At 68.7% G+C, this 13146-nt stretch carries 13 protein-coding genes; 8 read left to right on the forward strand and 5 right to left on the reverse strand.

The genetic code is table 11. The features are described 5' to 3' along the window. The first annotated feature begins 90 nt into the window (after positions 1–90). Genes ACIG5A_RS11460 through ACIG5A_RS11470 form a run of 3 tightly spaced genes read left to right on the forward strand, consistent with a single transcriptional unit; the run spans position 91 to position 1390 of the window. A complete protein-coding gene (locus ACIG5A_RS11460; protein ID WP_397240076.1) occupies positions 91–528 on the forward strand; it encodes a MarR family winged helix-turn-helix transcriptional regulator in 438 nt (145 codons plus the stop codon). A 15-nt stretch (positions 529–543) separates the two neighbouring features. Next, positions 544–1122: a hydrolase gene (locus ACIG5A_RS11465; protein ID WP_397240077.1), complete on the forward strand. Its 579-nt coding sequence runs from the start codon at positions 544–546 to the stop codon at positions 1120–1122. Positions 1123–1180: 58 nt separating this feature from the next. Continuing rightward, positions 1181–1390 (forward strand): hypothetical protein, encoded by a 210-nt coding sequence (locus tag ACIG5A_RS11470; RefSeq protein WP_397240078.1) that lies wholly within the window; start codon positions 1181–1183, stop codon positions 1388–1390. 1 nt (position 1391) lies between these two features. Here the strand turns inward: ACIG5A_RS11470 and ACIG5A_RS11475 are convergent, their stop codons facing one another. Next, positions 1392–1832, reverse strand: coding sequence for a nuclear transport factor 2 family protein (locus ACIG5A_RS11475; protein WP_397240079.1), 441 nt, complete (start codon positions 1830–1832; stop codon positions 1392–1394). A 327-nt stretch (positions 1833–2159) separates the two neighbouring features. Next, entirely contained in the window at positions 2160–4289 is a 2130-nt protein-coding gene (locus ACIG5A_RS11480; RefSeq protein WP_397240598.1) for a RecQ family ATP-dependent DNA helicase, read from the reverse strand. Between the two features lie 337 nt (positions 4290–4626). Here ACIG5A_RS11480 and ACIG5A_RS11485 point away from each other — a divergent pair, with 337 nt between their 5' ends. Further along, positions 4627–5109: a hypothetical protein gene (locus ACIG5A_RS11485; RefSeq protein ID WP_397240080.1), complete on the forward strand. Its 483-nt coding sequence runs from the start codon at positions 4627–4629 to the stop codon at positions 5107–5109. An 85-nt stretch (positions 5110–5194) separates the two neighbouring features. On the opposite strand, the gene ACIG5A_RS11490 is transcribed toward ACIG5A_RS11485, so the two are convergent. The 3 genes from ACIG5A_RS11490 to ACIG5A_RS11500 form a co-directional block, all read right to left on the reverse strand. Further along, a complete protein-coding gene (locus ACIG5A_RS11490) occupies positions 5195–6418 on the reverse strand; it encodes an RtcB family protein (protein ID WP_397240081.1) in 1224 nt (407 codons plus the stop codon). Positions 6419–6564: 146 nt separating this feature from the next. After that, positions 6565–7647, reverse strand: coding sequence for an amidohydrolase family protein (locus ACIG5A_RS11495; protein WP_397240082.1), 1083 nt, complete (start codon positions 7645–7647; stop codon positions 6565–6567). A 1-nt stretch (position 7648) separates the two neighbouring features. Next, positions 7649–9031, reverse strand: coding sequence for a glutamine synthetase (locus ACIG5A_RS11500; RefSeq protein WP_397240083.1), 1383 nt, complete (start codon positions 9029–9031; stop codon positions 7649–7651). Between the two features lie 126 nt (positions 9032–9157). On the opposite strand from ACIG5A_RS11500, the gene ACIG5A_RS11505 reads away from it, so the two are divergent. Genes ACIG5A_RS11505 through ACIG5A_RS11520 form a run of 4 tightly spaced genes read left to right on the forward strand, consistent with a single transcriptional unit; the run spans position 9158 to position 13134 of the window. Continuing rightward, a complete protein-coding gene (locus ACIG5A_RS11505) occupies positions 9158–10447 on the forward strand; it encodes a glutamate-5-semialdehyde dehydrogenase (protein ID WP_397240084.1) in 1290 nt (429 codons plus the stop codon). Between the two features lie 31 nt (positions 10448–10478). After that, a complete protein-coding gene (locus tag ACIG5A_RS11510; RefSeq protein WP_397240085.1) occupies positions 10479–11357 on the forward strand; it encodes an AAA family ATPase in 879 nt (292 codons plus the stop codon). A gap of 3 nt (positions 11358–11360) precedes the next feature. After that, complete coding sequence (locus ACIG5A_RS11515) at positions 11361–12782, forward strand: VWA domain-containing protein (protein WP_397240086.1); 1422 nt, start codon at positions 11361–11363, stop codon at positions 12780–12782. 10 nt (positions 12783–12792) lie between these two features. Continuing rightward, positions 12793–13134, forward strand: a complete 342-nt coding sequence (locus tag ACIG5A_RS11520; RefSeq protein WP_397240087.1) for an MmcQ/YjbR family DNA-binding protein — start codon at positions 12793–12795, stop codon at positions 13132–13134. Positions 13135–13146 lie beyond the last annotated feature (12 nt).

Here is a 13146-nt window from a genome sequence, read left to right on the forward strand (position 1 = left end):
TCCGGTCTGTCGCCGGGATCTCGAGAGTATTCAGCTCAAACTGTGCAGTTAAAACTGGACAGTTGAGACTGAAGGATTTATCGTTGTTCCATGGCCGAGATCTCCGAATCCGCGGTTCGCGCCGCGAACGAGGTGCGGGTGGTCTTCAGCAGGCTGCGGCGCAGACTGCGGGAGCTGGACGCCGATGACGACATCACCCCCTCGCAGGCGGCGGTGCTGAGCCGCCTCGACAAGGATGGGCCCGCCTCGACCAGCGATCTCGCTGCCGCGGAACGGGTACGGCCGCAATCGATGGCGGTGACCGTCGCGGCATTGGAGCGCGCCGAATTCGTCCAGCGCAGGCCCGATCCCACCGACGGGCGCAGACAGTTGATCTCGCTCACCGCGACGGGACATCACCGCGTACTGGGGGATCGAGCGGCACGTCAGGAATGGCTGGCGCGCACGCTGCAGGATCGCTGCACGGAAGCGCAGCGCCGCACCATCATCGAGGCGCTCACGCTGCTGGACGACATCACGCAAGACTGAGAGTAAGGACCCTCCATGACCGTGACCACCCTCGACGAGCGCACCGCGCTCGTCGTCATCGACCTGCAGCACGGCATCGTCGCCGCGCCGCGGGTACCCCATTCCGCCGCGGCCGTTGTCGCGAACTCCGCCGCCCTGGCGCACGCCTTCCGTGCGCACGGTCTGCCGGTCATCCTGGTGCGGGTCTCGTTCGCCATCGATGGTGCCGACCAGGCCAAGGGGCGCAACGAATTTCCGTCGCTGCCCGGCACGCCGCCCGAGGGCTGGGATCGGATCATCGATGATCTGCTCGGCCACCCGGAGGACATCCACGTCACCAAACGCAACTGGGGCGCCTTCTACGGCACCGACCTCGATCTGCAACTGCGCCGCCGTGCCGTCACCCAGATCGTGCTCACCGGTATCGCCACCAGTATCGGCGTCGAATCCACCGCTCGCGCCGCCCACGAACACGGCTACCACGTCACCCTGGCCACCGACGCGATGACCGACGCCGACGCCGCCTCGCATGAGCACAGCGTCGCCAAGATCTTTCCCCGCCTCGGCGAGACCGGAACCACCGCCGAGATACTCGAACTGCTCGCGACGAGATAGTTCTTCGCTGCTCGCGAACGCAGGCGACGCCGGGGCGGTAGGCGCGCACACTGGCGCTATGAAGCGAAATCCGTTCCGCGCCCTGCTGCGGCGGCTGCGCCCGAAGGTCGCCGCAGGTAACAGCGGGCGCTCACCCGGCCCGGACGCCGGTGGCGCCGCGGGCGTCCGCGAGCCGCGCCGCCCGCTGCCCCCGGACAACCTGCTGCACGCGGCGGAGGAAATTCCGCCGGACCCGCGGAAAGTCGACCTGCCCGACGCCCGTCAGTGACTCAGGAGGTCGCCGGCCCGGCGAAGGCCTGCGCCACCGCGAGGCTGTCCTCGTAGACGTGATGCCGGGTGATGAGGCCGTTCTCGACGGTGAGGTGCAGGGCGAATCGAGATCGGTACGCTCGGCCGGTGGACCGGGCCGTCTGCCGGATCTCGCCGAGTACGACAGCGTGCGGCCCATCCACCAGGATGGACTCGATGACCGTCCCGACTTCCTCCGGGACATGGTGGCGCGCGAGCTGGTCGAAGTGGGCGGCCGCGTCGGCGCGGGTGACCCGGTGCCGAATCCAAGGCGTCTCGGCGCGCCCGTGCTCGTCCTCGGGCCAGTTCAGCTTCCAATCGCCTTGTTCGGCATACATTTCCGCGATCAGCCCGGGGTCCCCCTTCGCGATCCGCCCCAAGAGTTCTTCCACTACGGCACGAGTCGTTGTCGGTGTGGTCATGGATCCCATCCTCTGATCATCGAGCGCCGAACGCCATTACCCCTCAGGTAAAGGCGCTGCCTGCGGTTCGAAGGCGCATGCGCGAGTAGGTGATTCGGACCGCATCGCCGTCATACCGGCGACCTGCGGTGATGCGGCAGTGCCGGATGGAGGTTGGGTGTCCTGCGTTCGAGAACCATGACGGCGGTGCGATATTCGTCACCGGCGATCCCCACGGCCGACAGCCCGCGGACAGTGCCGACCCGATCGCCGACGGTAGTCAGGCTTCGTGCCACTCGGTGGTGCGGGTGAGCTGGTTCGGGCGAGCACCGAGGACTATCGGCGGGATCAGGTGACGGAGGCGAGGGCGAAGGGGAGTACCGCGTCGGCGCCCGCGGTGCGCAGGGCGTTGGCGGCCAGCGTCAAGGTCCAGCCGGTGTCGGTGAGGGTGTCCACCAGCAGGATCGGGCCGTCGACGGCGGTGAGGTCGGGGAGTTTCCAGGAGTCGAAGAGGCCTGCCACGCGGTGTGCGGAGTTGGCGGCGGAGACCGGCGGGCGATCCGGGCGGGTGTGCAGGGTGCCGAGGTTGTCCAGACGGCCGATTTGGGCGAGGCGGGCGGCCAGGCTCGCGGTGAGCTGGGGGTAGCGCGGCGATTCGAGGGCGAGGACCGAGGTCGGGCGAGCGGCCCAATCCCAGTCGCGCAGTACGGCGATGCAGGCATCGAAGACCGCGTCGGGGACCGGGATATCGGGGCCGTCGAGCAGGCCGCGCAGGCGCTGCCCCCAGCCGAGGTCGGTCAGGCGGCCGAGCACGCGACCGGTCTCGGGGCCGCCGGTGATCTTGCCGGACAGCGGAACTCCGAGCTTCGCCATGCCGGTCGGCCACTGTTTGCGCGGCGCGAGGTCGAGGCCGGGCCGGTCGAGGCGGGCGCGCGTCGCGGCGACGGCGGCGACGTCCACCGTGACATCGGGACGGGTGCCGGTGCAATTGTCGCAGCGACCGCAGCCTGGCGAATCCGCCTCGGCGCCGGGCAAACCGGGATCGTCGAGCTGGCGGCGCAGGAACTCCATCCGGCAGGCGGTGGTGGACTGGTAGTCGATCATGGCCTGCTGCTCGACCTCACGAGCGGCCGACAGGCGCTCGTAGCGTTCGGCGTCGTAGGTCCACGGTTCACCGGTGGACAGCCAGCCGCCGCGCACCCGGCGCACCGCGCCGTCGACGTCGAGCACCTTCAGCACCATCTCCAGCCGGGAGCGGTTCAGTTCGACCAGCGGCTCCAGCGCCGCGGTCGACAGCGCGCGGTCGGTATCGAGCGCGTCGAGGACCGCGCGCACGATGTGCTCGCGTGGAAAGGCAACGGAGGCAAAGTAACTCCAGATCCGCTGATCCTCCGGACCCGGCAGCAGCACCACCTCGGCACGCTCGGTGCCGCGGCCGGCACGGCCGACCTGCTGGTAGTAGGCGATGGGCGAGGACGGCGCGCCGACGTGCACCACGAAACCGAGATCCGCCTTGTCGAATCCCATACCGAGCGCCGAGGTCGCGATCAGCGCCTTCACCTCGTTGTTCAGCAGCGCCGATTCCAGGGCCTCGCGCTCGGCCGGATCGGATTGGCCGGTGTAGGCGGCGACGGTGTGGCCGTGCGAATTCAGCACATCGGCCAGATCGTTGGCGGCGGCGACGGTGAGCGTGTAGACGATGCCGGAACCGGGCAGCCGGTGCAGCTGACCGCTGAGCCACGCGGTGCGTTCCACCGCGTCGTCGAAGCGCACCACCGACAGGTGCAGCGATTCACGATCCAGCGTGCCGCGCAGCACGAGCGTATCGGTGCCGATCTGGGTGGCGACATCGGTGACCACCCGGTCGTTGGCCGTCGCGGTGGTGGCGAGCACCGGCACGCCGGATCCGAGATCGGCGATGAGGGTGCGGATGCGGCGGTAGTCCGGCCGGAAGTCGTGGCCCCAGTCGGAGACGCAGTGCGCCTCATCGATGACCACCAGGCCCGCGTCCGCGGCGAGCTTCGGCAGCACCTGATCGCGGAAGTCGGGATTGTTCAACCGTTCCGGGCTGACCAGCAGCACGTCGATATCGCCCGCAGCCACCCCGGCGTGGATATCGTCCCACTCGGTCATATTGCCCGAATTGATGGTTGCCGCGACGACACCGGCTCGCTGTGCGGCCGCGACCTGGTTGCGCATCAGCGCGAGCAGCGGCGAGACGATCACCGTCGGGCCGCGGCCCTCGGCGCGCAGCAACTTGGCCGCGATGAAGTAGACCGCCGACTTACCCCAGCCGGTGCGCTGCACCACCAGCGCCCGGCGGCGGTGTACGACCAGTGCCTCGATCGCGGTCCACTGATCTTCGCGCAGCCTCGCCTGTGGTCCGGCGAGCTCACGCAGTAGCTGCTCGGCGCGTTCGCGCAGCTCGTGCGTTGCCGGTTCGAGGGTGGTGCCGCTGGCTGTCGTCACCCGGACCATAGTGCCCGACGCCACCGACAACGCGTGCCGCAGCTCATCGATCCTGGTGCCATCCGCCGCCGACATGCCTGGCTGCCGTGATCGATCACCGGGTGCGTCGACGATCGCCGCATCGTGAAGGTCTCACCGCATGCCCGCGCCGCGGTACACGCGATCAGTCGCACCGCGACGCCGCCCGACACACCGGGGTGTGGTTTCTGATAGCTAGGCGTGTCGGTGATCGGGGCATGGATTCGGTGCCTGCTCGAGTCATGCCATTCACCGCGAATTGCCATTGCGCGACGGACAATAGGGCGAGCAAGATCCCCGCACCCGGGATCGCTCAGGGAGGACGACCATGTCGAGCAACTATCAGCCGCCCGCGGAGTGGTCACCGCCCGGTGCCCAGTTCCGCAGCGGCAGCACCGTGGGGCGCACCCTGTCCAGCACCGTGTTCGCGCTGGTGGTGGCGCCGATCGGAATCGGGCTCGCCGCCAACGGCGCCGCGGACACCAGGGAGTGGATCGTCCTCGGTGACGAGACGGCGCGCTGGGGTTCGACGTTCCAGATCATCGGCGGCGCCGTGCTGTTGTTCCTGGTGGCGACGCTGGCCGCGCATTCACCCGTCAGCACCGTCATCGCCGGACTGGTCTGGGGTCTGCTCCCCGGGCTCGCGCAGGTGTTCTTCCCCGACGACATCTGGCGGACCATCCAGAACACGCCCGCGCTGTCGAACGGGCTCAAGCTCGCACTGCACGCCTGGGTGAACAACGGTTTCGCGCTGATCACCGGCATGCTGCTGCTCGGCGCCGGTATCGCCGCCGGGCTGCGGCGCCGCTGAATCATCCGGCGCGGCGCGGCTTCGGTACAGGCCTGCGCCGGTCGTTCCGGCAGGGAATGCGCCTACCTGCCGGAACGACGCCGGCTCAGCCCTTGACGCAGAGCACCTGACGCAGCGTCGCGACGATATCGACCAGATCGGCCTGCGCCGCGATCACCTGGTCGATGTCCTTGTACGCGGCCGGGATCTCGTCGACCACACCCGCGTCCTTGCGTGATTCGACGCCCTCGGTCTGCGCGATGAGATCCGCGACGGTGAACTGCTTCTTGGCCGCGGTACGGCTCATCCGGCGGCCCGCGCCGTGCGAGGCCGACTGGTACGACTCCGGATTTCCCTTGCCGCGCACCACATACGAGCGGGTGCCCATCGAGCCCGGAATCAACCCGAGATCGCCCTCGCCCGCGCGGATGGCGCCCTTGCGGGTCACCAGCATCGGCATGCCGTCGATCACCTCTTCCGCCACATAGTTGTGGTGGCAGGAGATCGGCTTGTCGAAACGCACCGGGCGCTCGGCGAATTCGTCACGCACGGCGCGGCAGACCAGCGCGAGCATCACCGCGCGGTTGCGCGCCGCGTATTCCTGCGCCCAGGTGAGATCGCGGCGGTAGGCATCCATTTCCGGTGTGCCGGAGAGGAATACGGCCAGATTGCGATCGACCAGGGCGCCGTTGTGCGACAGCGCCCGCGCGACCTTCATGTGGCGCTCGGCGAGTTCCTTGCCGATATTGCGGCTGCCGGAATGCAGCAGGATCCAGACGGCGTCGTGCTCGTCGAGGCATACCTCGATGAAGTGGTTGCCGCCGCCGAGCGAGCCCATCTGCTTGTGCGCCTTGCCTTCCAGCGCCTGCACCTCGGGGGTCAGCGAGGTGAACGAGTCCCAGAAGCGGTCCCAGCCACGATTGTGCAGCGCGGCCTCGCCGTGCGAGGCCGCGAATTCGGCGCCGAGCTTGCCGACGTCGACCGCGTCCTTGTGCGCTTGGAAGCCGACGGGCACCGCCGCCTCGATGCGCGAACGTAGCGAGTGCAGGTTGTCCGGCAGGTCGGCGGCGGTCAGGTCGGTCTTGACGCTCTCCATGCCGCAGCCGATATCCACGCCGACCGCGGCGGGAGCGACGGCATCCTTCATCGCGATCACCGAGCCGACCGTGGCGCCGATACCGAGGTGCACGTCCGGCATGACGCGCACGCCGTGGACCCATTCGAGCCGGGCGATATTGCGCAGTTGCTGCAGCACAGCCGCGTCCATCTCGTGCTCGTGGGCCCACATCAACGTCCGCGCACGGGTGCCGTGCAACTCGACGGGAAACATCGGAGTCGTCCTTACATATCGGTGATCAGGTCTCTCCACGGTAGGTATCGGCGCGCCGGTGCGCACTCGAATAAATACGGGTAACCGCAGCGCCGGGCACCGGCTGTTGATCTACGCGCTGTGTCGGGCACGCGGAAGTGCGGAGCTCAGATCTGGTAGGCGCGCTCCGCGTTGCCGTTGGCGAGGGCGGTGATCAACTGCTCGGCGTCGGCGCCGGTGATCACGTCCTCGGCGATCCATTCGTCGAGCAGCTTCCCGAGCCCGTTGCGCCACAGCCTGGCGCCGAGGTAGTGCAGTTCCGGCAGGCCATAGCCGTCGGAGGAGTACAGCAGCGACCGGAACGGCACCAGCTCAAGCGTTTCGGCGAGCACCGCCGAAGTGCGGTGTCCCACATAGGGAATGGTCAGCCCGAGATCCATCCGCACATGTGGGAAGGCATGGGTGAGATAGGCGGCCTTGCGGTGAAAAGGCCAGCAGTGCAACAACATCACCGTGAGACCCGTCTGCGCTGTCGCGCGCAGGAAGTCGGTGAGCAGCAGCGGATCCGCGCGCTGCAGCCGCAGGTCGGCATCGCCGAAGCCGGTGTGGACCTGCAGCGGCAGTCCGAGTTCGGCGCCGATGCGCGCACCGACCCCGACCAGCCAGCCGAGTAGGTGCTTATCGGTGAGGCGCCGGCTCGGCAGCACCGCGGCGGGCGGCGCGTCGACGAGCGGGAAGTCGAGGCCGCACCGGTAGGCGACGATCGTCTTCAGGCCGACCGCGTACCGCGCGCGATCGCGCAGTGCCGCCTCGATCTGGTCGAACACCGTGGTGAGCGCGTCGATATCGTCGAAAAGCGTGGCGGGCGTTCCGCTCTCGGCGATGACCCGCTCCGCGACGTGTTCCAGCCGCACGATCTCCCGCACCGTGCCGCCGGTCAGCTCGGCGAGATTGTCGGTGCCGTACCCGGAATCCACGAACCAGCGCGTCGTCCCGGTCGCGCGCAGCAGCCGGGCGGAGACCTCCCGCCAGCCGAGTTCGGCTCGGCGGGTGAGGTATTCGTCGGGGGCGACGTGCGGCGGCAGGTCGAGTATCGGTGCGCACCAGCGCCGCACCGCCAGGCCGACCGACGAGTCGAAGCTGCCGCGCGGCCCTTCGCCGAGCAGTTCCTCGAAGCCGGGACGGTCCAGATCCGCGGCGACGACGCCGTGGCAGTGGTGATCGGTCAGCGGCACACCGTCGGTGAGCACCTCAGAACCGCCACCGGGTCAGCTCGATGAGCTCGCTCGGCGTTGCCTCCCGGTATCTTTCGGCCTCGGCGCGGCGCACGGTGAGCAGCGCGTCGTGCATCTCCTGCCCCATCGCCTCGGCGAGCACCGCCGACTTCTCGAACTGCTCGGCCGCCTCCGACGGCGAGGTCGGCAGCCTGCGCACCCCGGACAGCATCAGCTGCTCGGCGTCGAAGTGGCTCGGATCGCCGCTGATACCGGCGGGCAGCCGCAAATCCTCTGCGACACCGGCCAATCCGGCCGCGATCACCGAGCCGACGATCAGATAGGGGTTCCCGGTCGCGTCGAAGCATTTGACCTCGGCGTTGGCCGCCCACGGCTCGGTGCCGTGCACGCCGGTGACGAAACGCAGTGCCGCCTCCCTGGCTTCGTGGCCCCAGCACTGCCAGACGCCCGCCCAGCGCGACGGTTCCAAGCGCAGGAAGCTCGCGGGATTGCCCGCGCCGACCGCGATCAGCGCGGGCAGTTCGCGGAGCACCCCGGCCAGGAACGCCTCGCCCGGTCGGCGCATGCCGTGCGGTCCGTCCCCGCCCGCGAAGAGCGGCCCGTCGTCGTCGTGCACCGACAGGTGAAGGTGCCCACCGGATCCCGCGCCGTCGGGCTCGATACTCGGCGCGAGCGTGGCGCGCCAGCCGTAGCGGCTGCTCATCTGGCGAATGGTGTGCCGGACCAGTACCGCGTCGTCGGCGGCCGCGACCGGATCGTTCGGCGCGACGGACACCTCGAGCTGCGATGTCGCGTATTCGGGGTGGAACTGGTGTACCTCGATGTGCTGACGGGTCAGCGTCTCGACGAGATCCCTTGCGTAGTCGGCGATCTGGCCGAGCCGGATGATGCCGTAGCCGGGGCCGTGCACCACCGGGACGAAATCGGGTTCGTCGGCGCCGAGCGCCCATTCGTGCTCGAACGCCATCGACAGCCGCAGCCCCTGCCGCGCCGCCGCCTCGGCCTGCCGCGCCGCGAACGCACGCTGGCAGGCGACGAAACGCGCGCCGTCCTGGGTGTACTTGTCCGCAGGCGCCCACGCCCAGCCGGGCTGGCAGGACAGTTCGGTCAGCCGGGACAGATCGGGCACCAGCCGCAGATCGCCGTCCGGACCGCCGAGATAGCGCCCGACGGCGACGAGGTCGTCGAAGGTGAAGGTCTCGAAACACGGCGAAACCCCGACGCCGAAGCGCGCCGCATCGGCCAGCCTGGCCGCGGGCACCGTCTTCACCCTGGTGATTCCGGCGTTGTCCACGAAAGACAACGCCACCATCTGCGCATCCATCCGTTGCTGTGCGGTCAATCGACCGAGCGCGCCGATGCCCGCGTCGGCAGGTATCCGATCCGGCGTACTGGACATGATCACCACGATAGAGGCACACACCCGTCGCGGTGCCCTGTTACGAGTTTCACTGTGCCGCTGCGCTTCGCCGTGCCCGGGCGGCGCGGTCGAACCGGTTGCAGAACGGGTCAGTACGCTAGACCCATGACGGTAGGAACCACGTCTGAGTCGGATGCGCGCAAGGCCGCTGGCCTGGATATTCGTGAAGCGGTGCACGACGCGGCGCGCAAGGCCAGGGTCGCCTCGCGCACGCTCGCCCAGCTGACGACGGCGCAGAAGAACGACGCGCTGCACGCGGCCGCCGACGCGCTGCTCGCCGCGGCCGGGGACGTGCTCGCCGCGAACGCGCAGGACATCGCGAACGCGCAGGCCGCTGGCACCGAGGAGTCGCTGCTCGACCGGCTGCGGCTGACCGAGGCGCGCATCGACGGCATCGCCTCCGGGCTGCGCCAGGTCGCCGGTCTGCCGGATCCGGTCGGTGTGGTCGACCGCGGTTCGACGCTGCCCAACGGCCTGGAGATCCGTCAGGTCCGCGTGCCGCTCGGCGTGGTCGGCATGGTGTACGAAGCGCGGCCGAACGTCACCGTCGACGCGTTCGGCCTCGCGCTCAAGTCGGGCAATGCCGCGCTGCTCCGCGGGTCGTCGTCGGCCGCCCACTCCAATGCCGCGCTGGTCGCCGTGCTGCGGGAAGCGCTTGCCGCGCAGGGCATTCCGGCCGACGCGGTCCAGCTGCTGCCCAGCGAGGACCGGTCGAGCGTGACCCACCTGATCCAGGCGCGCGGCCTGGTCGACGTGGTGATCCCGCGTGGCGGCGCAGGCCTGATCAACGCCGTGGTCCGCGACGCCCAGGTGCCGACCATCGAGACCGGCACCGGCAACTGCCATGTCTACGTGCACGCCGCCGCCGATCTGGACATGGCCGAGCAGATCCTGATCAACGCCAAGACCAGGCGCCCGAGCGTGTGCAACGCCGCCGAGACGGTGCTGATCGATGACGCGATCGCCACCACCGCGGTGCCGCGGCTGATCGAGGCGCTGGAGCGGCACGGCGTCACCGTGCACGGCGACCTGCCCGGGCTCGTGCCCGCCGACGACAAGGACTGGGGCGAGGAGTACCTCACCCTGGATATCGCGCTGAAGGTCGTCGCCGATCTGGACGCGGCCGTCGAGCACATCAACACCTGGGGCACCGGGCACACCGAGGCCATCGTCACCGGCGAACTCGCCGCGGCGCGCGAGTTCACCAGCCGGGTCGACGCGGCCGCGGTAATGGTCAACGCCTCGACCGCGTTCACCGACGGCGAGCAGTTCGGCTTCGGCGCCGAAATCGGCATCTCCACCCAGAAGCTGCACGCCCGCGGCCCGATGGCGCTGCCGGAGCTGACCTCGACCAAGTGGATCGTCTGGGGCGACGGTCAGATCCGTCCGGTCTGATCCGGATTGCTGGAAGGAAGAAGGACACCACGTGGCTGAGAACGCAGTGCAGGAGCCGATCTTCACCTCGGTCGACGATGTGATCGACCGGCTGGCCACCACCGGCTACCTGGCCGACAAGGCCACGGCCACCTCGGTGTTCCTGGCCGACCGGCTCGGCAAGCCACTGCTGATCGAGGGCCCGGCCGGTGTCGGCAAGACCGAACTGGCCCGCGCGGTGGCCCAGACCGCGGGCGCCGAGCTGGTGCGGTTGCAGTGCTATGAGGGTGTCGACGAGGCGCGCGCACTCTACGAGTGGAATCACGCCAAGCAGATCCTGCGCATCCAGGCGTCGAGCGAAAACGATTGGGAAGAAACCAAAGCCGACGTTTTCACCGAGGAGTTCCTGCTCTCGCGCCCGCTGCTGACCGCGATCCGGCGCACCGATCCGACCGTGCTGCTGATCGACGAGACCGACAAGGCCGACGTCGAGATCGAGGGGCTGCTGCTCGAGGTGCTGAGCGATTTCGCGGTCACGGTGCCCGAACTGGGCACCATCACCGCGAGCCGCAAGCCGTTCGTCGTACTCACCTCGAACGCGACCCGCGAGCTGTCCGAGGCGCTCAAGCGCCGCTGCCTCTACCTGCATCTCGACTTCCCGGACGAGGAACTCGAGCGCCGTATCCTGGCCAGCCGGGTGCCCGAGCTATCCGCCGCGGTCGCGGCGCAGCTGGTGCGGATCGTGCACGTGCTGCGCGGGATGCAGCTGAAGAAGCTGCCCTCGGTAGCCGAATCCATCGACTGGGGCCGCACACTGCTCGCCCTCGGCCTGCACGACCTGGACGAGACCACGGTGCGCGCCACCCTCGGGGTGGTGCTCAAACATCAGAGCGATCACCAGCGCGCGCTGGCCGAGCTGAAGCTGGCCTGAGCCATGGCGGGATCGGCGTCGACGGAAACGGAATTCGAGGCGCCGCAAGGGATTCCGGGACATCTCGTCGGCTTCGTCGAAGCGCTGCGCGCACGCGGCATCCCGGTGGGGCCGTCGGAAACGGTGGACGCGGGCCGCGTGCTGACCGTCTTGGACCTGATGGACCGCGAGGTGGTGCGCGAGGGTCTGGCGTGCGCGCTGCTGCGCCGCACCACCCATCGCACCACCTTCGACAACCTGTTCGACCTGTGGTTCCCCGCGGCGCTCGGCCAGCGCAGCGGTGCGTTCGACGAGGTGGAGATCCCGCGCAAACCCTCCGGCGAGGTCGATATCCAGGCGTTGCGCGAACTGCTCGCCGAGCTGCTGGCACAAGAAGATTCGGCGCAGCGGCTGGAGATGCTCGTCGCGCAGATGGTGGAACAGCTCGGCCAGTACCAATCCTCGCGCGGCCCTTCGTTTTCGGCGTACCAAGCGCTGAAAGATGTACAGCCGCAAACACTGCTGGCCAAGATACTGGCCGGACTGGCCGCCGGGCCCGACACCGGCGGGTTCGACACCGAGATCGCGCGCCGCACCGCCCGGGGACGGATCGATCGGTTCCGCGCGAGCATCGAGGCGGAGACGCGCAGGCGGGTCGCCGAGAAGATCGGCCGCGAGCGGGTCGCGAGCTATGCCGTCGCGCGGCAGGCGGAGGAGGTCGACTTCCTGCGCGCCTCGGAATCGGAGCTGGCCGAGATGCGGCGCGGCACCCAGCGGCTGGCCCGTATTCTCGCGTCACGACTGGCGGTGCGGCGCAAGCATTCCCGGCGCGGTGAGATCGATCTGCGGCGCACGCTGCGCAAGTCCATGTCCACCGGTGGTGTCCCGATCGACCTGGTGAACCGCAAGCCGCGGCCCGGTCGTCCGGAACTCGTCCTGCTGTGCGATATCTCGGGTTCGGTCGCTGGTTTCAGCAACTTCACCCTGCTGCTGGTCAACGCGTTGCGCGAACAGTTCTCCCGCGTCCGCATTTTCGCGTTCGTCGACCGGGTGGACGAGGTCACCCGATTCTTCGATCCGAACACCCAGCTGGACAAATCGATGAACCGGATCTTCACCGAGGCGAATGTGGTTGGCGCCGACGGGCATTCCGACTACGGCAGCGCGCTGGCCGGATTCGTCAGGGACTTTCCCGACGCTGTCACCAGCCGCAGCTCGCTGCTGATCCTCGGTGACGCGCGCACCAACTACCGCGACCCGCAACTGAACGCGCTGCGCGCACTGGTGCGCACCGCCAAGCACGCGCACTGGCTCAACCCGGAGATGCAACGGAACTGGGGTACCGGCGATTCCGCCGCCGACAAGTACCAGCAGGTGATCGAGATGCACGAATGCCGATCGGCCAAACAGCTGACCACCGTGGTGTCCCGGCTGCTGCCGGTGTGAGGAGGCGACGATGGATTTCCCGCAGTTGCTGACGTATTGCCTGGCGAAACCCGGTGCCTGGCAGGATGAACCGTGGGAGGGCGATATCGTCGCCAAGGTCGGCGACAAGATCTTCGCATTCCTCGGTGGCACCTCGATCGGTCTCAAATGCGGCCGGACTCGCGAGGAGGCAGACGAACTCGTGCGGGTTCATCCCGGCGAGGTGACCGCATCGGCCTACATCGGCCGGTACGGCTGGAACTCCATCGAACTCGGCGGCAAGATCACCGTCGACGAGCTGTGCGAGCTCATCGACCAGTCCTACGACGCCGTGGTGAGCAAGCTGCCGAAGTCGAAGCGCCCGACGGGCTGATCGTTAACATCC

The organism is Nocardia sp. NPDC052566, assembly GCF_044547285.1.
Lineage (GTDB): Bacteria > Actinomycetota > Actinomycetes > Mycobacteriales > Mycobacteriaceae > Nocardia.